The 21,160-nt window shown below is 67.5% G+C and carries 14 protein-coding genes; 6 read left to right on the plus strand and 8 right to left on the minus strand.

What is annotated here, in order from left to right; all coding sequences use genetic code 11:
- Window positions 1-3: 3 nt before the first annotated feature.
- Genes IE118_RS33160 through IE118_RS34370 form a run of 4 tightly spaced genes read right to left on the minus strand, consistent with a single transcriptional unit; the run spans window position 4 to window position 4,542 of the window.
- On the minus strand, window positions 4-999 hold the full coding sequence (locus tag IE118_RS33160) for an AAA family ATPase (protein ID WP_189561812.1): 996 nt from the start codon (window positions 997-999) through the stop codon (window positions 4-6).
- The gene (locus IE118_RS33165) at window positions 996-3,161 is read right to left on the minus strand and encodes a VMAP-C domain-containing protein (protein ID WP_189561813.1); all 2,166 of its coding nucleotides are present in this window, start codon (window positions 3,159-3,161) and stop codon (window positions 996-998) included. Before IE118_RS33165 ends, IE118_RS33160 begins: the two co-directional genes overlap by 4 nt.
- Complete coding sequence (locus tag IE118_RS34365; protein WP_229847080.1) at window positions 3,161-4,204, minus strand: ISAs1 family transposase; 1,044 nt, start codon at window positions 4,202-4,204, stop codon at window positions 3,161-3,163. Before IE118_RS34365 ends, IE118_RS33165 begins: the two co-directional genes overlap by 1 nt.
- Window positions 4,153-4,542, minus strand: coding sequence for a transposase family protein (locus IE118_RS34370; RefSeq protein ID WP_229847081.1), 390 nt, complete (start codon window positions 4,540-4,542; stop codon window positions 4,153-4,155). The genes IE118_RS34365 and IE118_RS34370 overlap by 52 nt, the downstream gene beginning before the upstream one ends.
- Window positions 4,543-5,291: 749 nt before the next feature.
- On the opposite strand from IE118_RS34370, the gene IE118_RS33180 reads away from it, so the two are divergent.
- From IE118_RS33180 to IE118_RS33205, 6 genes are all read left to right on the plus strand, one after another.
- Entirely contained in the window at window positions 5,292-6,176 is an 885-nt protein-coding gene (locus IE118_RS33180) for an alpha/beta hydrolase family protein (protein WP_189561814.1), read from the plus strand.
- Window positions 6,173-10,774, plus strand: coding sequence for an AAA family ATPase (locus IE118_RS33185; RefSeq protein WP_189561815.1), 4,602 nt, complete (start codon window positions 6,173-6,175; stop codon window positions 10,772-10,774). Before IE118_RS33180 ends, IE118_RS33185 begins: the two co-directional genes overlap by 4 nt.
- 789 nt (window positions 10,775-11,563) lie before the next feature.
- Window positions 11,564-11,830 (plus strand): hypothetical protein, encoded by a 267-nt coding sequence (locus IE118_RS33190; RefSeq protein ID WP_189561816.1) that lies wholly within the window; start codon window positions 11,564-11,566, stop codon window positions 11,828-11,830.
- A gap of 206 nt (window positions 11,831-12,036) precedes the next feature.
- Entirely contained in the window at window positions 12,037-12,474 is a 438-nt protein-coding gene (locus IE118_RS33195; RefSeq protein WP_189561817.1) for a hypothetical protein, read from the plus strand.
- A 49-nt stretch (window positions 12,475-12,523) separates the two neighbouring features.
- Complete coding sequence (locus tag IE118_RS33200; RefSeq protein WP_268248993.1) at window positions 12,524-13,069, plus strand: IS5 family transposase; 546 nt, start codon at window positions 12,524-12,526, stop codon at window positions 13,067-13,069.
- Between the two features lie 311 nt (window positions 13,070-13,380).
- Window positions 13,381-15,015, plus strand: a complete 1,635-nt coding sequence (locus tag IE118_RS33205; protein ID WP_189561818.1) for a hypothetical protein — start codon at window positions 13,381-13,383, stop codon at window positions 15,013-15,015.
- Window positions 15,016-15,469: 454 nt separating this feature from the next.
- Here IE118_RS33205 and IE118_RS33210 read toward each other — a convergent pair whose 3' ends face one another.
- From IE118_RS33210 to IE118_RS33225, 4 genes are all read right to left on the minus strand, one after another.
- Window positions 15,470-17,770: an NACHT domain-containing protein gene (locus tag IE118_RS33210; protein ID WP_189561819.1), complete on the minus strand. Its 2,301-nt coding sequence runs from the start codon at window positions 17,768-17,770 to the stop codon at window positions 15,470-15,472.
- Window positions 17,771-18,124: 354 nt separating this feature from the next.
- On the minus strand, window positions 18,125-19,654 hold the full coding sequence (locus IE118_RS33215) for a transposase (RefSeq protein WP_351807083.1): 1,530 nt from the start codon (window positions 19,652-19,654) through the stop codon (window positions 18,125-18,127).
- Window positions 19,655-19,763: 109 nt separating this feature from the next.
- On the minus strand, window positions 19,764-20,006 hold the full coding sequence (locus IE118_RS33220; RefSeq protein WP_189561825.1) for a transposase domain-containing protein: 243 nt from the start codon (window positions 20,004-20,006) through the stop codon (window positions 19,764-19,766).
- A gap of 193 nt (window positions 20,007-20,199) precedes the next feature.
- Window positions 20,200-20,700 (minus strand): lamin tail domain-containing protein, encoded by a 501-nt coding sequence (locus tag IE118_RS33225; protein ID WP_189561821.1) that lies wholly within the window; start codon window positions 20,698-20,700, stop codon window positions 20,200-20,202.
- Window positions 20,701-21,160 lie beyond the last annotated feature (460 nt).

The raw sequence follows: 21,160 nt of genomic DNA on the forward strand, positions 1-21,160 counted from the left end.
CCCTCATACCGCCCCGCTGAGTTGGTGCAGAACGGCGTCAAGCAGTCGGCCGGCGTCCAGATCGATGCCGCCCTTGCGCAGGTAGACCGCGTTGAGGAGCTGATCGGTCGCGAGTTCTCCGGGCGCGCGGCGGCCGAGGAACTCCTCTAGCAAGTCGTCGATGTCGTGGAGCGCCTCGTGGCCGAGGTGCGCGGCAACAATGTCCCGCAGCCGCCCCTCGTCAGGCTCGGGCAGGTCGAGGCGGACGCACCGTCGGAGGAAGGCGGGCGGGAACTCGCGTTCACCGTTACTGGTGATGACCACGACGGGGAACTCACGGCAGCGGACGCGGCCGCGGACGACCGGGGCTGGCGTGTCCGGGTCGTCGGTCTGGACGTGGACCGTGGAGTGTTCCTCGGGGAGGCGGCTGAGCTCCGGAATCTCGAACTCGCCCTCCTCGAACACGGTGAGCAGGTCGTTGGGCAGGTCAACGTCCCCCTTGTCCAGTTCGTCGATGAGCAGGACCCTGGGCCGGTCCCGGGTCAACAGTGCGTTGCCCAGAGGTCCGAGCCGGACGTACTGGCCGATGCCGGGTTCGGAGTCGTCCGCGTCCCGGCGGAGGTTAGCTTCCCGCAGTCGGCCGATCGCATCGTATTGGTAGAGAGCGCCCTGCAGGGTCGAGCGGCTGTTGACTGGCCAGTGCAGGATGCGACCGAGGGCGAGTTCGTGGGCGATCGCGTGGGCCAGGGAGGACTTTCCGGTACCGGGGTGTCCCGTGACCAACAGAGGCCGGCGCAGGTGGAGAGCGGCGTTGACGATGTCCGCGTCGTCGGGGTCGATCAGGTACGGGCGGGGGCGTGCGGTCCGCGAGCTGTCGGGCTCCTCCGGGTGGAGCCGGCGCCATGGCGGGGCGGGCGGGAAGGTGACCGTGCGGGGCGCTCCATCGCCCCGGAAGAGCCGCCAGTCCCCGTCGCCGGGCGGGGTGGGGTGGCCGGTGGCAACGGATTCTGCGGCGGTCATGTCGCGTGGGCTCCTTCTGGGGGGTCCTGCAGGGTCAGCGATTCGGGCCGCGGCCGCCGGCCATGTTCCTCCCATACGAGTGCGGGGCGCGCCGGGAGCGTTTCCGGCTCGTCAAACGCCGTCCCGCGGAAGACCCGTACCCGCTCGGGCAGATCGGCGAGCGGGCCGGTAAGGTCCAGTTGTTGCAGCCCGGCCGCGTCCGCAAGGCAGTCGGCACGCCGGTCCCAGAGGACGACCGGGACGCCGAGCGCCAGGCAGAGCTCGAGCAGTGTGTCCCGCTGTTCCGGGGAACCGTGGAGCACGACCTGGGTCGCGTCACGGTGAGTGGTCTGCAGCAGCCGCCTAAGCCGTGGCCGAGTGACACGTTCGTCGTCGACCACCAAGGGGGCCGCGTGTCCGTTCTCCCAGCGCCGCCGGTGCTCACGTTCTCTGCCGCGCACCAGGTCGCTCATCTCTGGGCAACTCAGAGTGATGCAGAACTCGGCACCGATCGGCTGGTCGGGCACGAACTCGTTGGGTGCCCCGGGATTCCATTCGTCGATGGGCAGATGGAGGCTGTCGCGGGCCACCAGAACCGTCGCGTGGGGCGCGGCCGTCGGGCCGAGCTCGTCCGCGACGACCTCGACCGCGTCGCGTACCCGCCGGGCCACTTCCTCGGGTGTCCTCGGTGCGCTCTCCGCCTCGTGGAGGGAGGTGTGCGTGCCGTCGGCGCGGGCGAGCAGGATGCGGCAGTAGTAGCTCTCGTGCGGTTCGGTCTGCGCGCGGGAAACTTCGACGACGACGCGGGAGAAGGGGGGCGACTGCCGGGCGGCCCAGCGGCCGGCGTCGGTGCGACGCTCGGCAAGCGCTGCCGGATGGATGCCGGTCCGGGTGGCCACTTGATCGGACCAGCTGCGCAGCTCCGCGCCCGCTTCCCTTCCCAAGGCGGCGGCCACGCATTCGACCAGGCGGAGCAAGGCCGGTACGGGCGGTGTGCCGTCCGGTACGCGCTCACTGTCGGAGACGGACTCCAGGTGCTCGACGACGTGTTCGAGGTCGTCGGCGCAGAGATGCGTGCGGTTCAGCGGGTCGGGCAGCCAGGCGTAGCGCAGGGCCTCGCGGGCCGCGCGAGGTATCAACGTGGGCTGCTCCTTGCAGATGCCGCGGAGCAGTTCCAGTAAGTGCTCGCACTCGTCCTGGGACAGGAGCAGGCACAGTCCACCGGCACGGGCGCGGGTGAGGACGTCTGTCAGGCGGGTGCGCTCGGCCTCGCCGGTAAGGGCCGGGGCCAGGGTGCTGCTCAGGGAGGGCAGTGCGCGGGGATGGGCCGCCACGAGTGCCGCGAGGTCGGGCATAGTCGGTTCATGGCTGTCGGGGACGGTGTATCCGAGCCGCCGTGCGAGGACGCGGGCATGTTCCGCGTAGGTGATCCAGCCGCCGAGCACCGACCACAGGAGCCGCTCGGTCTCCTGCTGGGCCGGGTTGCGCTCCGCCGCGGGCTGGGCCGTCGGGAGGGCGGCGCCAATCTTGGTCAGGGCGAGTGGGCCATCGGCGTACCGCCGCAGGAGTGCCTCGAAGTCGTCGTCCTGGACGAAGCAATGCGCTGGGAGGGCCCGCAGGCGGCGGTTGCCGTAGGACCGGTCGTCGCGAATCACCACACCCACCAGGTGGTCCTCGCAGAACACTGCAGTTCCCGACGCGCCTCCCCAGGCCTTGCGGCCGTCGTCGCGGAGGTCAGGTGCGGGCTCCTGGTCGAGCACGTAGAGGCCGCGAGCCCCGGAGGACAGCGGAGGTAGGACGCCTCGGAGGTGTTCGGCGTCACGACCGTCTTCCGCGGATGCCAGCGGAAAGCCCAGTCCCTCGTAGCGCAGCGGGGCCGTGCCCACGGGGTGGCCCCATCGAACCGACCCCGGTACGTCGATCTCGTCGTGTGTCAGCAGCAGGGCGACGTCCAGGTTCTGCGGATGGGTCCAGATCAGCTCCGCGCCGGTGCGTAGCGTCTCGCCGCGGCCCGGGTGTCCCACTCTGACCTGGTTCTCCTCCCAGTAGGCGCCGCTTTCGCCATCCCGGAGGATGTGTCCGGCGGTGAGCACCAGGCGGGGTGCGACGAGATAGCCGGAGCCGACGCGATGGCGTAGCCGCGTGGTACCGCTGCGGATCAGCACCAATCTGTGCGGGTCCATCACTCCTCGTCCCAGGACCCGGTTTCGGTGTCGCTGATCTCAGGGCTGGAGCCGCCGCGGGCCCGGTCCCGGACCGAAAGTTTCAGCGTCAGTCTGTGGTTGCGGACGGTGGAGTGCTCACCGCCCGCGCCGACGGTCGCCACACCGAAGCTGACCTTGCCGTCCCCCTTGCCGCTGTTACGCAGCTCCAGCTGCAGCTCCAGTTCGGCCTCCTCGATGCCGAACGCGAATTGCTGATCTGCCCCCAGATCCTGCGCCCGATAGAGCTCCTGCCGCAGTTCCTCGATTGCCGCGGCAAGACCGATCCCCTCCATCCGCACCCCCAATGCGCACTGTGCCTGCGGAGTAGTCTGCCAAGGTTTTGGGGCCGGGCCAGGGTATTTGAGAAGTGATCTCGTCTCCGGGTTCGTCAGGCCGAGGGCGGTGAGAGGCCGCAGGTAGGTTCGACCGGTGTGGCGGAGGGCGGCGGCGAAGTCGGTGTGGCCGTCCTGGCGGTGGATGCCGATGGCGAGGTTGCGCAGGCCGGCCATGATGCGGGGCAGGTGGCAGGTACGGATGTGCGAGGCGTCCTCGTGGAAGGCGCGGTCGCGGACGTGGTGCAGCTGGTTCTCGATGCGCCAGTGGCCGCGGATCCAGGCCGCGAGTTCCGCGCCGGGCGGCAGGCTCGTGACCAGGTGGATCCGTTTAACCGTCAGCTTGCCCGTGCTCAGGTCACGTCTCTGGCGCACGGCTTGGAGGGCCTGGCTGGCGTGCGGGTAGTCGATGTGGGCGAACACAACGGTCTTCAACCGGCGGATCTCGTCGCGGTAATGGGCCCGGGTGCGCTCGATATGGTCCAGGCGGATGTCGCGCCAGGGAAGTCCGCGGACCCGCTCATGCAGTGCGGGGTGGTTCTGCTTGACGACAGCCAGGTAGCTGGCGCTGCGTTCGTGCAGGTAGGTGGCATGGTCGTGCTGGGTGTGCAGGGCGTCGGCGGTGATGACGGCTCCTGTCAGGTCGATGTCCAGGAGCAGGGCGAAGGCCGGGATCTCGTTGCTGTCGATGCGGCAATCAGGGCGGTGGCCGTCCGCCGAGCGGTGCGAGAGCCGCGGAGTGTCTTGCCGTCGACGGCGATGACCTTCCGTCCCGGGGCAGGGGCCAGGGACTTGCGTTCCTGGAGGAAGTTGCTTGTGGCGCGGTCGAGGGCGTCGCCGTCCGCGGCGGCCGGAACGAGGCGGATGGTCGTGGCATGGGGTGGGCGGATTAGGCCGGTCAGCGGGTCGGGGCGGAACCCGAGCAGGGCCAGGACGCGCTGCGGTGCGTCGGCGACCCACTCGCCGACCGCCGCGATCGAGGCGGCGCCAGCCAGAACGGCGGCGGCCGCGGCGGTGAGCAGGGCCATCCATGGATAGCGGATGCCGCGACGAGCCCGTGGGGCAGGAACCGTGGCCAGATAATTCCGCAGGTCAGCGACCGTCTGCAACGGGGTCGGGCCGGAGGGTCCTCCAGTTGCCGGAGGCGTGACGGCATGCAGGAAGATGGGTGCGCAGGCATGGACTCGCTCGGTGCTCATACGGACTAGACACCCACATGGTCACCAGCGGTCATGCCTGTTCTGCGTCCAGGGTCGGCGTCGACAGAAGTCGACGAACCGTCACGTCCGGTGCTACGCAGGCGAACCGCCCACCTCGGCACTTCTCAAAGACCCTGGGTGCAGAACTGCCGGCACGAGCTGCTGGACCGCACCCTGATCTGAAACCAGCGATGCCTGCTCCACGCACTACGCGAGTGTGAAAACTTCTACGACTCCCACCACCCCCATCAGGGCATCGCCAACGCCAGCCCATATGCCCCTTGCTGATGCCGATCAGCGATCCGGAGCAAATCATCCACCTCGACATACGACGACGCCAACGACACTGACCCCACTCAGGGCAGGGGCATGCGTGCGGCGTACCTGACGAGTCGAGCCGCGTCCAGGGGAGGGTCCTTCGGGAGTCCGGCCGATCGAGCGACAAGTCCTGTCCAGATACAGCACAATCATGATCCGGCCGACGACCCGGAAACCCGGACCGTGTGCCGATGGTTGACGGTCACCGGTAATGGCCAACGGATGCCGGCACGGAACGGGCCGGGCGGAGTGGGGAACGGATGCGGGCAGCGGAGATCGTCGGGGTGCACGGGATCGGACAGTCCAGGACTTCGGGGGAGCAGTTGACCCGGGACTGGGGGAAGGCGCTCGGGCGCGGCATCAAGGAGTTCACGGACCAGCCCGACCGCCCTCCCACGCTCCGCATGCCACACTGGACGCCCCTGCTCGCCAAGGGCACGGATCGGTTGGGGCCGCAGGACGGCCCCTACGGCGCGTCGATGACACCGGCGGAGGAACAGTTCGTAGCGGAGGCCCTCGGTGACGTCGTCGGGCCGCAGGACCTGGCCTACGCCGAGGAACAGCCGCTGCCCGTACTGGGCCCGCCGAAGCTCTGGCCGCCCCGGATCACCCGACTGCTGATGGCCTATGACCACCGCTTCCCCGCCGGCGGCGGGCGGTTCTTCGTCCAGCGGATGCGGGAAGTCCGCTCCTATCTGACGGAGCCGGATCTGGCCGTCAAGGTCCGCGTACTCGTCCGGGACCACGTCACCCCGACCACCTCCGTGGTCATCGGCCATTCCCTCGGCAGCGTCATCGCCTACGACCTGTTCCGCCACGAGGACGACGCCGCGGGTCGGACACCCGGAGATGTCCCAGGGCCCGCCGTCCATACCCTCATCACCTGCGGTTCCCCACTGGGTATCCCTTCGGTACGGCGGCTCATGAAAATCGAGGACGGCGACCACCTGCGCCTGCCCGACCAGGTCCGGTGGATCAACGTCTACGACCCGGACGACGTGGTCACCGGCGGCGCAGGGCTGGGCCGGGTGGCGCCGGGGCTGGTCGATGCCGCGGTCCGCAACGGTGTGGGCGACCCCCACAGCGCCGTGCGCTACCTCCGCAGCGAGCCGGTGGCCCGCGCAGTGGCGGGCGGTCGGCCATGACGCGCGACCCGGTCCCCGGCACGTACGCCCGTCGCCTCCTCGTCATAGCCATCACCGAGTACGACGACGGAACCCCGGCACAGCAACGGGAGTTCAGCACGGGCGTCTCGGCGCAGGTAACCGTCGTGGAGGGCTGGTGGGCCGATCCCGGCCTCGACGACGGGCGCCGCTTCGCCCCCGCCCGGCCCAAGCAGCTCCGTGACCTGAGGGACCTGCGCGAGTTCCTCCTGGACGAGGAACTCGCCGAGGTAGACGACGACGAAGCCCTCGTCGTCTACGTCACCGGCCACGGCCTGGCCCCCGCCAACTCCCCACAGCATTTCCTGCGCTTGCCCGACTCCTACGAGGACCGGCCGCTCAGCACTGCCTTCCCGACCGCCGAACTGATCGCGACCGTGCTGGACTCCCGGGCCACGCACGTCTTGGTGATGGTCGACTCCTGTTTCTCCGGTCGGCTCGAAACCGAGCTCAAGGCCAACCTGAAGGCGCTCCGAGAGGGGCGCCGCTCGCTCGGCTCGCTCGTCGTACTCGCGGCCGGGAACGACGAGAGCAGGCCCCGGATCGGTCAGTTCACCAACCTGCTCCGGGCCGCCCACGAGCACTGCGCGGACCGGGCCAACGGCTACGCCGGGTCCCACCTCAGCTGGCAGGACTGGAAGGGCATCGTCGGCGCGGTGTTCGACGCGAAAACCATGGCCAACGTCCACGAGATCTGGCCGACCCCGTCCGCTGCGGTCCAGAGGGCGCACCAACAGCCGAGCCCCTGCCTTCCAAACCCCGGCTACACGGCCGTCGAACCCGTACTCGGTGCCTCCCTCAGCCAGGTCGGGTGGACCCGGACCGAGCTGGACACGTACTGGATCTCGCGCGCCGCCGGTCAGATGGGAGCCGGCGGCCCCGGCTGGTACTTCACCGGGCGCACCGAGCTGGTCAAGCGGGTGCTCGCGTTCCTGGTCGGCACCGAGAACGTACTCATCGTCACCGGCGAGGCCGGCTCGGGGAAGTCCGCCCTCCTGGCCCGCATGGTGACCCTCAGCGACGCCCGTTTCCGCGCGGACCCGCACTACGGTCCGCTCATCGCCGACATCCCCGAGGAACTCGACGTCCCGGTGGGGTCGGTGGACGCGGCCGTCCTCGCCCGCAACTCCGATCCGGACGAACTCGCCCAGACCCTGTACGAGGCGCTCGGCGGCTCCCCGAGCGTCTTCGGCACAGCGCGTACGGCACGCACCCGGACGGCATCCAGAGGGCCGGCGAAGCCCCTGGACGAGGCTCCAGTGGTGGCCCTGTGCAAGCTTGTAGGGGAGCTCGCCCTGCTGCGGGGACGGCCCCTGACCCTCGTGGTCGACGGCATCGACGAAGCCAGAAACCCGACGCGCGTCATCACCGACCTGCTCCGCCCCCTCACCCAACTGCGCATGGATACGGACGGACGTCCCGCGGTCCGGCTGCTTCTGGGCGTCCGCAGCCCCAGGAAGTACACGACAGTCGCCGAGGGCGAAGCGCGGCGCCCCTCCACCTCGACCCCCACGGCCCCTTCCACCAACCTGCTCGGGCTCCTCCTCCGGGCCACTCACTCCGGGAACCCGATCCGCACGGACGACGTCGAGGCGACCAGGGACGACATCGCCGCGTACGTCCGCGCGCTGCTCCAGGCCCCGTACGAAGGCCAAGGCGGCGCCGAGGAAGGGCGGCCGGAGCTCCCGGGGCTGGGCCCCGCCCAGCCCCAGCATCTTTCGCTGGCCGCAGCGGTCGCCGAAGAGGTGTCCCCGTCCTTCCTAGACGCCCGGATCGCCGCCGAGCGACTTCGCTCGATGCGTGTCCTGCCGAGCCCCGACGATCCTCCGTGGCGCCGGACCCTGCGCGAGGGGACCGAGGCGCTCCTTCGCGAGGACCTCGGTGAAGTGGCCCGCTGGCACGACATCCCGGCCGAACACCTGATGGCCGTGTTGCGGACGTCCGCCTTCGGGCAGGGAGCGGGACTACCCTGGGCCGACATCTGGCCCGCCGCGGTGCGGGCGCTGTGCCCGATCCCCGTGACCGACCCGGACGCGGTCATCCGCCAGGTGATGGCCAGCCGTCTCAACGGCTACCTGACCACCACGGTCGAGGACGAGCGGACCGTGTACCGGCCGATTCACGAACGGATCAGCGAAACCCTCCGGTACTCACCGCAGTTCCTACTCGGTCTCCCGGATACGGACCCGGCGGAGCGTTTCCCCGAGATCTCGATCACCGCCACGCACGCGCAACTTGTATGGGCTTTCGGAGAGCTGCTTCCCCCGGCACCGGACCAGCCCCCACACCCGTACCTACGACGCCACCTCATCGCGCACGTCGCCGCCGCCGGGCTGGTCGACGACCTGCACGTCCCCTGGCGGTTCCTGCCATGGGAGACGAGCGGCACGGTCCGGGCAGCCCTCGGACTCCCCGCCGACTTCCACACCAGTGCCGCGTGCCTCGCCGCGTGGGCCCGTATCGAAGCGTTTCTGGGCGATGCAGGAGCGGCGGCCCGGGCCGACAGCCTCCGCCTGTCCCTCCTGGGCACGGCTGTCGGGCGTGGTGCCGCCGGAAACATGGTCGCGACACGGCCCCTACTACCCCGCTACCGCTCCGGCATCACGCCGCGGTGGAACCAACTGCGCTTGTCCGACAACCTCTTGGCACGTACGCCGACCCCCCTCGCCTCGCTGGTGTCCTTCACCCTTCCGGACGGCAGCCCGCTCGTCGCGGCGGGCGACCAGGGTGGTGAGGTGCGCGTGTGGGACCCGCGCACGGGAACGGAGTTCGGCCTGCCCTTCCGGCCGGCCCCGTACGTACGCGCCCTGGCCGTGCTGACCGCCCCCGCGGAGAGCCCCTTGCTCGCGGTGGGCACCGCCCACGGCGTCTGGATCTACGACCCGCAGAGCGGCGATGCGGCCCGGCTCCCGGTGACAGGAGCCGTGTTCGCCCTCGCCGCCTTCAGGACCAGGACCGGACGGGTCCGGCTGGCCGTCGGAACCGACGCGGGACTGATCACCTGTGATCCCTTCGACGAGGAGACACCGGTCCTGCCCCTCAGGCCCCTCGACGGTGTGATGGGCCCCTCAGTCAAGGCGTTGGCGACGTTGCGGCTCCCCTCGGGCAGGACGCTGCTCGCCGCGGGCGGCAGGAACAGCACGTTCGGGGTCTTCGACGCCGAATCGCTCGATGTCGTCACCGTGGTGCACGGGCAGGGCAGGGGAGTGGTCACGCTCGCCCTGTACTTCGACCAGCAGGGCCGTCCCCGGCTCGCCGCGGCTTCGAGCACGACGCGCAGCGTGCGCACCTACGACGCGCTCACCGGCGAGGAGAACAAGGCAGCACGCATCCTGCGGTCGGCGGCCTCCCTCGGGTCCTACCCCCATCCGGATTTCGGAACACTGCTGGCACTCGGCGGCACTAAAGGGGGGTCCGTGAGCCTCTGGGATCCGGCCACGGGGGAAAAGGTGTACACATCCCCGCCCGACCACACAGGAAGGGTCAAGGCCGTGGTCACGGTCGATACGGGACAGCGGATGCCCTTCGTGGTGTCCGCATCGTTGGACCGGACGGTCCGGATCTGGAACCCCGCCGGGCGCGCGTCGGAGCCGGAACTCGATCTGGAGGCGTCGGAAGACGGCTCCCTCCTAGCCGTGCTCCCCGGATCGCACGACGGCCCCAGCCTGCTGACGCCCGCCCGCTCAGGTGCCGTCAGCATCCGATCGGCGGCGAGGGGGCAACTGCGGCGTACGCGGCGGCGTCCCCAGCAGCTGACGTGGCCCGCCGAATGGGACTGCGACGCGTTGACCGCCCTGGCCACCCACGTCTGGCCGGACGGGTCGGCGTCCGTCGTCATCGGCCTGAAGAACGGCCTGATCGGCCGCTGGGACAAGCAGCGCGGCTGGCAGTCCCCTCCGGTGAATCAGAGCTGGCAGGCGGCGAGCGTGCGCTCTCTCGCCACGCTCTCCCTCCCCGGTGCCGACGGCGTCGTCCTGGTCAGCGGCACGAGCGCGGGAAGCATCTGCTTCCATGACCTCGCCAGCGGCGAGCAACGCTGGGAGCCCGTCCGCGAGGACGCGGCCGTGCGCGCCCTCGCGGCTCTGCCGACCGAGACGGGCCCGCTCGTGGCCTTCTCCAGCGGCCGTACCGTGAAGTTCAGCCACGTCGGTGCGCCGTCGCACCTGCGCCTGCCCGGCCGCACGGGCCCCGTCCCTTCGCTCGCCGTCTGCCCCGCGGAGGACGGCAATTCACTGCTGGTCACCGGCGGCAGCGACGGCTGCGTCCGGCTCTGGTCCCCGGACGCTCCCCGGACGGAGGCGTACCCCGTACTCGAGGGGCACCACGGCCCGGTCTCCGCCATCGGCCTTCTGCCACCCACCCCCACCTCGCCGCAGCCACTCCTCGCCACCGCGGGCTCGAGCGACACCACCGTGCGCCTCTGGAACCCGTGGACCGGGGAAGAGCTCATGCGGGTGGTCACCGGCACGCCCCTCACTTCCCTCTGCACCCTGCCCGACGGCAGCATGCCAGACACCACCGACCCGGCGATCGCCTTCGGCGGACCAGCAGGCCTGGCAGCCCTCACCGTCCGCCGCTGAGCGACTCCGCGGCCGTGGCCGCGCACCGCCGGCATTTCGGCTGGGGTGCGATGTCTACTGCGGTGGCAGGAACACTGGATCGGGGCGTCCGGCCAGATCAAGCCGGCGTCCGGGGCCCGAGCGGCAGGAATGCGATGAGCGGGTTGGAAGCGTCGGACCTACCACGGTGGTGAACGGGCGGGATCCGGCGGCAGGACACCAAAGATGTGCTGCGGGCACGTGCGGTGTCTGTCGAGGAAGGGCGTGGGCGGGACCGGACCCGCTGTAGGTGCCGGACCCGCCGGTGCAGGTCCGGCGTCAACCGGTCTGCGGTGTCCCTGCGTTGCTTCGGTTTGCGGCCAGTAGCGTGTCAGGGAGGCTCGAGGTCGGGGTGGTGTGGGGGGCCCAAACAGGTCTGTTTGGGCCCCCCACACCACCCCGACGCTTGAACGTGGTTGGGCTCACGTTCCCGCTCTCGGCCCGGCCGCGGCAAGGCAACGTGGAACGCCGGTGAGCCCGCAGACAGGGCGGTCTGCCCGGCAGGTTCGGCAAAGGCATGGTCGGTGACGTACAGGCCGGCCGGACGCTCCTGTTTGGGCCGGTGAGCGTTTGATGGGACGCCTGGAACGCTTGTGAGCCGAGGACCCGCGCGGTGGTGACGGGGCGTGGCATCCTGCGCTGCACCGGGATGCGGCAGCGTCAACTGCCTTGAGCAGGACGGTTTTTGCGGCCAGTAGCACATCACCCGTGCGGGGCGCCGGCATCGGAAGTCGTCGGCGTCCCGCCTGTCTGCCAGGGAGGCAGTCCAGCATGTCCACCACTAAGGGTGCTCCCGCGCCCACCCGCGGCCGGAGCCGTCCCTCCCGGGCGCCGGTCACCGCCGCGCAGGCCATCGGCATCAGCGTCTTCCCCCTCCTGGGCGCGGGTCTGGCCGTCGCCGGCATGCCGGTGGACGACGTGTTCGTCCTCCTCGCCGGGTGCGGGGCGATCGGTGCCGCCGTCTATGCCGTCGGCGGGAGCGGCCGGCTGCTGCTGCAGACGTTCGCGGCCGTGCTGAACGGCGTCGCCCGCCGGTAGAGGGAGGCGACGAGTATGCGCGCGGTGTGAACCGCCCCTGCCGGATCTCCCGGTGCCGCCCTGGGCTCGATGCTGGAGGACCTGCGACAGCAGGCCCAGCTCACGCTGAGCGCACCGCCGCACTCGACGATCCGTCCCTGGCCGTCTCGGCCGCCACCCTCAAGCGCGCGGTCGGCTGCCGTGTTCTGCCGAAGGAAACCCCCGTCATGGCGTACGTCCGCGGCTGCGAGGCCACCTTGGAGCAGGAGTGCAAGGCGCTGAAGCTGTGGAGGCGGGCCCGGGCCAAGGAGCGCGGCATTCTGCGCCTGCTTCACGCTCCCGGGGTGCACAGCATCCGCACCCGCCAAGACTTCACCGCCGCGCTCGCGGCCGTCTACGAGGGTACCGGGGCGCCGCCGCTGCGCACTGTCCAGCAGCGCGCCGGCACGGTCCCGCAGCCCGATGGGGCGCCCGGTGGGCGTGAGGTGTTCCTGCTTCCCCTCGGAACCCTCTGGCGCATCGTCCACCGGAAGATCAAGCTGCCCACCTGGAACCAGTGCGAGGCCTTCCTGCGCGGCTGCGGTATCACCGGCCAGCGCACACGGCATCCACGTTACGAAGGCCTGCTTCACCTCGACGAGCTCGGCGAGCGGTCATGCCCCTGATCAGCGGTCTGCCAATGCCTCCCGGCCCGGTGACACCACTTTTTCGACCATGATCGACAAGGGGCGGAAGTCATACCGGACCCGGAGACCAGGCACCCTATTGCGGGGCCACGAAAACGGTAACGGGGGCGAACACACAGGTCCAAGCCCCGTGGAACGGGACAAGCCGGGGTCCAAAATGCACGTCCTGTCGGACGCGAACGGCCCGCCCCTCCTCGTCGGCGTCTCCGCGGGTAACACCCACGACAGCGAAGGACTGAAGCCCATGGTGGAGGGTCACCAAACGAGACACGGCCCCCATCGCGGCCGCCACTTCAAGCCCCAGCGGCTGCACGCGGACAAGGCATACGACCAAGCTGACCTGCGCAGATGGCTACGCGGGCAGGGGATCGGCGTGCGCATCGCCCGCAAGGGCATCGAGTCCAGCAAGCGATTAGGGCGCCGCCGCTGGGTCACCGAGCGGACGATGCCCTGGCTGTCCGGCTACCGCCGACTCAGCCCCCGCTACGAACGCGACCCCCGCAACTACATGGCCTTTCTCGGCCTCGCCGCCGCCCTGTCCTGCTACAAGCGACTCATCCGCCTCACCACGTAGGACAGGGTCATAGCGGGAGATAGCCGCTTTACCAGTTCGGTCACCGAGCTGGTCGGCCTGCTCCGTCGCTCATGAAGCTGAGGGTCCTGGTGCCCCTCCGGCTGTTCCGGTCCGTTGCCGCCCGGAGGCGTTGATGTCACTCCCCGGAGCGGAAAGTGCGGTAGCAGGCGGACTGGTGACTTGCATCATCGCTTGCCGCCGGGGCAACACCCCAGGGTGAACGATGGCAACCAGATGGCGTACGCCAAGCTGCACCATCGACTAAATCGCCGAAAGCTTGATATGCCACTCTTCGAACGATTTGGGATGCCATGAAAGAAGAGAAGTCTGATCAGAATGCATTTTCGACACGCGAGCTAATCACTTTCAAGCTGCTCGATCAGCCGGAACTTTGGCGGCTGCGCGCCATTGAGCGCGTAGTGATCTCCAGAGCGATGTGGTCAGAGAGGGAACGCGAAATTCACGTGAAGCCCCTCGAAGAGATTCTCTTGAGCGAGCTAGACGCTCTCCGGAATGAGTCGCCGCTAAAACGTCCGCGCGACAGAAGAACAATAGGACTCACCCTGCCGATCTCAGAATTCCCTAAAGTTCCGCTACTGGACTTGCATATGAGTGTCGCCAAGAATCCGGTCTATAGAGTCCGCCTGGACGAGAGCGCTAAATTTCAGGCACGCTACCTCAGGTACCTGAGCGCTAATATTAACAATGACAACCCGAACCCGATCAGTGACGACCTTGAGGATTTCCTGACTGCGCTGTTCTACTTCCCCACTCAAGCATATGACGATCTTTGGCGAGCTCCGCGAACAAGGCTACTAGGCGAGGAGGAAAAGGTTCGGAAGCACTTGAAGAGCGAGCGATTGCTGCGTAAAGTAGCGGAAGGTGACGTATACGACAACTGGTCATCCCTTTGCCGGGCGAGCGAAGAAGCCGTAAAGAGAAGAGCCTTCGAGGAGCATTTGAGTGGCACCCAGAACCCACTCATCGCTCTTCCGTATTTTGTTCGCGAGATGAAGAAGAGAAGGAAAGGGGCGCTGACCGAAGACGAGGTTGCAAAAGCAATTAATTCGAGGCTCAATGAGCTTGAATCATTTATCCGTAATACGGAAGCTGTTTCCCGAGGCGAGAGGCAGGGGTACCCTGCCGTAGCAAAAAGAGTGCTTGAGGCTTACGCTGCCTACGGGTATCGATGGATGGCGTTCGCCAATTGCGAAGTTCCGCTTGATAGGCCCTTCACCATTGAAGTTAGAGAGGAGAGGGCAGTCTACTTCACAGTGAAGGCACGGGACAAATATAAGCTCGCCGTGAAATTTCCATTTGGAGAATATCTCGGAAAAACTGCCTGGAAAATGGTGTCTTTCGCTGACGCGGAGACCAACCACGTCAGCATTCGCGTTGCTGACACATCTGTGCGCATGCTTCGGGACTTTGAGGTTTTTGACGCAAAAGGGTCTCCGGATCAGTCGGCGGTCGACGAAGAGAAGAGGACTTTCGAACTATATCTGCGGCACTCAAGTCTCAAGCGTCCCGAAAGGATCTGGATCAAGTGTCACCTCCGGCTCTCCCGCGTCACATCGTGCTTCCTCTGGGCGGCCATGATCATCACAGCGTTCGCAGTATCCCTGCTGATTTTGCGAGGCGCGACGGAAGAGCCCAATTCGAATGCCGAACAGAAGTATGAGGTGTATATGCAGGGCAATACCGGAACGGCGTCCCCTGTTGAGGTGACTCAGAGAAGCAAGCCGCGCGGGCTAACCGCTGCAGATGCTGCGCTGATTCTTATTCCTACAGCCTTTGTTGCGTCTTTCCTTCTCGTTAAAGACTCGTCTACCTTGGTGATGCGGGTACGTCGGGTTAGGCAGGCAGTCCTTGTATGCGAGTTCTTTGTTATGCTGGCTGTTGCCTTTTCTCTACTGGCTAACCGTGATGTCTGGTCGTCGCTGTGAAGTGGCGACAATTCTTACAGGTTGTCCCTCTTGGCTAACCGAAGGGCCGGCCCCCGACCTGCTCGAATGCGCGTTGTTCACCACCGGCTGGGAAGCATCCGGCTGACGACACGCTGCGCCGGGGCGTGTGGCGGTACAGGGCGCGGTAAAAAAGGGCACCTCTCGCTTGCGCGATCCGCCTGCAGGCCGCGGAGCGGTTCTGCCGGGGTGAGCAGACTGCGCTGACCGGGAAGGATCTGCGGCGATCACCGATCGATCAGTGGAACGGCGAGAGCGGTGCGGAGGTCCCGACCTCGGGCGGTTCGCCCGGGGCGGCTGAAGGTGTTCGACGCTCCATTCATCGTGTTGGAAGGGGAGTTGGCCAAGTGGCCCGCCACGCATGGGTGGCGGGGCCAGTGGTGGACGCTGGCCAGAGTCAAGACGGTGATCGGCCGCCGCATCCACTAGCCACCCTTCAGGAGCTTCGCGCGAGATAGCGTTGCAGTTCACGGTGGCGGAACTGGTACGCCGTACCGGCCTGGCGCAGCACACCCCTGTGGCGATGGGCGTCAGCCAGGAATGCTTGCAGGTGCCAGGGCACATGCCCCCTGAGTGCGAGGAGCAGCGTGACCGCAGCGTAGGACGTCCATACCGAGGCCGCCAAGCCGGTCGTGAGCCCCAGGGTCAGTCCGAAGGCGAGGGCGGAACAGACCCCGACGAGCAGGGCGCGTGTGTACCCGTCGCTGGCTCCCACGGTGATGCTAACCACCAATCCGATGGCGAGACCCGCTCCGAGTCCCGCCCTGAGCGCCGTGGTGCGTAAGGTCCTGCGGTCCTGAGTCGCGAGTGCTAATGGGCCAGCGGCTTGGTCCAGCGTCAGCGGACGAGCCGCCAGGCCGGTCGCGATCAGGATTGGGGTGAAGAGGATCAGCGCAGTCGCCGTGAAGTCGCGCAGTCCGGCGACAGGATCAGAGGGAAAACCGGCCATCGCGCCGCTCGTCACCGACGCCCCTGCTGCCATCGCCAGGAAGAGGTGCCCTGAATTGCCAACCCGAAAATACTGCCAAGACCAGTGCACACCGATGGCAGGCAAGCTGTCCTGCTGCTTCTCCGTGATGACCCACGCGGAGATTGCAGTTAACCCACCAGCCAGCAGGCTCCACGCCATAAACATAGGTACCGCGAAGATGGCAGTTGCTTTCACGGAGTAGGAGAGAGTGGCCCAAGCGGTTCGACCGAGTTCCTGGACGCCATGCTCTGCGAGTGCGGTGACGAAAAAGTCCAGAGCAAATCCCATGCCAGTCAGCAACAGTGCCCCGACAAAGACGCCACCCCATACGGCGAGGCCCGTCAGCACGCTCACCATAGACTGAATGACCCGACGTGGAAATGTTCGGTGCAACTGCCACCAGCGTAGATGGTCGTCATGTGGTGTTTGCTCAAGATGGCCGGCCAGGAAGCGGAGTGTCCGCTCCGCTCGCTTGCTACTCCAGCGGCAGGGTTGCTCCGGATTGATGCGGTACGCGGCTGGAAGGAACGACGCGTACAGGATCTTAAGAAGATCCTCCCGGTTTAAGTGATCGAGCATGCGCCGCGGATGGGGCACCGCACCGAGCGGTTCACCGGCGCGGGGATTGAAAACCATTTTCGCCAGAAACACCCCCAGTGGTGTTTGCAATACTTCGGCTACGGGCGCATCCGTCGGCAGCACATCGAAACCGTCCCACCGGGCCCGAGCGGCGCTGCCATCAGCCCCGGCGTCACGCCGCAGATACTTTAGAGCGGTCTGTCGACTTAACGGAAGAAGCCGTATGCCTCCCGCCGCACGCAGAGGCGTCGCCGTGGGGTGTTCATCGCCATCACTCCTGAGCGCCTCCCGGTACTCCTCCGTTCGACTTGACAAAACCAGCGGCCATTCGGACGGCAGGACGGCGTTGATAGCGACCAATGCCTGCGGGCGCAGCCGTCGGGGCAGCTCGTCAAATCCGTCCAATAGCGGCAAGATAAAGTTCTCTTCGACCAACTTCTCAGCATGACTTTTCGCCCGTGCTTTCATCGCCTTCCGGCTCGCCGCAGACGTGGAGGCGGAGAGTAGGGCCGCTTCGTGATCTTGCACCAGTTGTTCCGTCAACCATGCCCGGAACGTCTGTCGGTTGACGTTCCATGACGCAAGAGAGAAGACCACCGGCACCCGTCCGCCGTCCGCGCGTTGCCGCAACAACGCTCCCTGAAGCCGTGTTAACAGCACGCTCTTGCCAGACCCGGGCTCTCCCAGCACCACGAGACGGCGGGTGGGTACGGACTTAAGGAAGACATCGTCTATCTCGCCGTCGCTCCCGCACAGGCCGGTGGCGTCCGCCGGCCACTGCGATGGCTCTCCGGGCGGCCCGCCTGGCCAGCCCCTGGCCATGGACACCAACTCGTCCCATCCCTCGACCAGGTCGCCCTCGACGTTCCGCCATGCGACGGGTAGGAGGTAGGGGTTTTCGAGGTCGCGTACCTGCCATTCACTGCGCCACTGCTTCTCAATCCTGACTGCCAATCCATCGGATATCTCCGAAGAGCCCGGAGAGGAAGCCGACTGAGGATTCTGCTCGAGATACTGCGTGAGCGCCAGCGTGAGCGCGATGACGGCGAGGAAGGACCCCACGACACTGGCTGTCTGGTCGGACCTCTCCAGAGTGTTCAACGCGTAGTAAGCGCCGAGCGCAACGGTGGCACCACAGCCAAGGATGATAATCGACCGCTTATACCGCTTCTTCTGTCGCCGACTCACGCGAACATTATCGACTACGCCTGCACTGCTGTCCCGATATTTCCGAAATCCTTCCCGTCAGTGCGGAGGATCCGACACAACGGGTTACGGCCCTGCGATCACTGGAGCGGGACACCTCCGTGAACCTCTTTCATCCTGAATAATCGCAGGTCAGCAAGGTGTGGATGGCTAGGACGATGCGGCTGATGCGGCGGGTCGAGCAGTCAGGTCCTCGACGGCCCACGTGCGCCACTCGATTCGGTGGGGTTGGGCACTCCCGAGTGCTCGACGTAGCAGGGGCAAGGACGGCGGCCGCGTAGTCGAGCGGGATGCCACGGTGCTGGACAGCCCAGCCCCAGACGGTCAGGTCCTCGATCAGCGCGGGCCGATCGGATGACGGGTTGGGGTGATACATGGTCTGCGGGTCTCCTTCGGTGCCGCCCCGGGGCTGAGCCGGTGGCTGCGGGGGGGGGCCTTCGCTGGCCAATGCAGTGGCCTTAGCGTCTCGACCTCATAGCGCGGCATGCAGCCCGAGAGAATGACGGCATGACCATCTTCCGCTGTGCCAACTGCCAGCAGCCCGTGACCAGCGAAGTGGTGTCGGGAGAACCAGTGAGGGGTCCCGAGCGGCCGCCGGGCCACGAGGTCGCTCCGCAGCGGATGGCTCTGGGGACTTGCAAGACCAACTTCGACGGCAGCCTTCTGATCTTCCACCCGGACGACGTTCCTGGGACGGTGCTTCACCCCGACCCACAACGTGTCAGTGGTTGCTGCGGGCTCGCGGGCCAAGACGGGCCCAACCTCGTCTGCGGCGGATGCGGCGTTGAGGTAGCGACGAAAGAGTCCGATTGCTGGACCGACAACCTTGTGGCACTGATTGCCGCCGCAGTGACTGATGGGCGTATGACAGAAGCTGACATCTAGGGCGAGGTCCGAGCTTGCGTTCCCTTGAGCACCGGCCTCCCGGCCCGACGGTTGCTCTTCGGCTTCGAGGTCTGGTTGTGCGCCCAGCGACCGAGCTGGACCGTGCCGCGTCTGGCGCGAGTCCTCAGCACAGGCCAACGGTTCGGCTTCTTGATCGCGCGTGGGCAGTCCCGGCCGCGCCGGGTCGGGAGGAGGCGGGCGCGTGCCTCCCGACCCGGCCTCGGCGAAGGAGCGGGTGAGCTTGGTGGGGGTCGCTCCGAGCTGTGACGGGATGATGCGGACGCAGTTCAGGTAAGAGACACGGTCGGCGTCCACCGTCGGGCGGGCTAGCGCGGCTGTGTGGGCGAACTGGCGGATGGCGTGGTGGACTGCGAGGTAGGCCCACAGTTCCTGTCGGACACCTTCCGGTGTCCGCGACCTGATAGGCCCGCCTGGGCCGAGGTGGTTCTTGATCTCGTCGAAGGCGAGCTCAATCTCCCAGCGTTCCCGGTAGAGCGCGACCAGTTCGTCGGCCGGGTACTGCTCGGCGTCCAGCAGCGTCGTGCCCAGGTAGGCGACCTTGTCGCCCTTGGCGAAGGTGATGACGCGGTAAATCACGTTCTGGGGCAACGTTCGGCCCTCTCGCGCGGCTCGGAGTCGGACGTCTTTTCCCGGTCGTGCCATCGACAGGTACGAACCGTCGGGAAGTTCTTCCTGGGCGGCGCCGAGGTGGTTGGACTGGAGCCTGACCAGCAGATCCGCGCCCGCCGCGGTGAAGACGTGGCGAACTCGACCGACCAGAAGCCGCGGTCGGCGATAACCAGGTCGCCGGGGCCGGTGGAGCCGGCCAGCGGGTAGGCGAGGCTGCGCTCGCCGTCGTGGTAGCCACCGAGACGAGCGTCGAGGATCCTTGCGTACCGATCTCGGCGAGGACCACCGCCCTGACCTGGGGGAAGCCGAAGGGGACGCCGCCTCTGGTGGAGGGGCCGTCGAAGGTGTCACCGTTGCTCGTCCAATCGGGGAGATCGAACTGGCTGCCGTCCAGGGCGAGGAGCCGCAGTTCTCGCCACCACGCTCCGGGAGTGGTCGGGGTGGCGAGCGGGCCGGCCACCTATCGGAACACGGTCTCCAGCAGGTCTTCGCCAAGGCGGGCGCGGGCTCGGCACAACGACGACCGGTTCACTCGGGCGAGGGCCCGGCTGCCCAGGATGCCGTTGGTCAGCACCCGCAGCACCTCCTCGTACGACTCCCGGGCGAACAGGCACAGGGCCAGGACGAAGTACACGACCAGCCGAGCTGGCAGGAGGTGGCGCCGCCGCTCGGCACGGTCGTGCTTGGCTATCGCCGTGAGTATTCGCCGGGAACGACCTGGTGGTGCCCGGCGCGGCCGTCCCTCTGACGGGGATGAGGCGGAGGTCGTGGCGCTGGAGGATACGGCGGTCGGCTGCCCTGATGAGCAGGTGAGCTACGAGCCCGTCGCGGGCGGAGCTTGGCCTGGGACGGGGCGGGCCGCCGGGTGTCTGCCCGGCGGCCGGTGAGGGTGGAGGTCAGCCGTGGTAGTTGATGTAGCCGTTGCCGTCGCGGTCGTTGGCCTTCTTGGTGTACGAGTGGACGTCAGCCCGGGCGCCGGAGGGCTTGTAGAAGTAGATGGTGTCCTTGTCGTTGTTCCAGATGAAGTTGCAGTTCTGCCGGTAGACGACGTTCTTGGTGTCGGAGTCGGTGCCGCGGCCGCCGCGCAGCTTGATGTAGTCGCCGGGCTCCAGGGTGTGGCTCTTGGTGAAGGTGAACCTGTTGCCGGCGGCGTCCTTGACGACGTAGCCCTTGAGGTTGACCTTGGCGGTCTTCGAGTAGTTCTTGATCGTCAGGTACTCGGCCGCGGTGTTCCCGCCGGAGCACTTGTTGGAGTCCCGGCCCGGAGCGTCGTACTGGACGCCCTTGACCTTCAGTGCCGAGGAGTACTCGGCGGCCTGCGCCGGGACGGCGGCGAGGCTGAGCACGCCGGCGGCGGCCACGACCGCGGCGACGGGCAGGGTACGGCTGATACGCATACGGGTCCCCCCTCATGGTGCCTATGGAGCACCGGGGAGCATACCGAACCCGTGATCACAGTGTGGTCAAAGAATGAAGTACATGTGAAGGCCGGGCATCGTGGTGCAGGCTGTTGAGCGGAGGGGCGCTTCGTCGGCCATCAGGTGCGGCAGAGCGGTCAGGACTTGGCAGGGCGGCCTTCCACTGCAGGATGACTGGCCGTGGTCCCGCTCCCCCGTGGAGAGCGTGACGGCCTGCCGTACACGCTGAACCACCCTGCCCGGGCTGGGGGTGGGCCGGACCCCCTATGGCACCGACGTCCTGCCTTGGCAGCGCAGAAGTCCCATGCACCGGGATGTCATGGCGTCGGGCGTGACCGCGCTGCCAGAGGGATTCGTCGCCTCCCCGACTGAGAGCGCGCCGGCAACAGGGCCGGGCGCGGCGCTGCGTTTGGGCTGTCGGTGGCTTGGGGCGCCGATG

Origin of the sequence: Streptomyces pilosus (genome assembly GCF_014649835.1) — a bacterium.
Lineage (GTDB): Bacteria > Actinomycetota > Actinomycetes > Streptomycetales > Streptomycetaceae > Streptomyces > Streptomyces pilosus.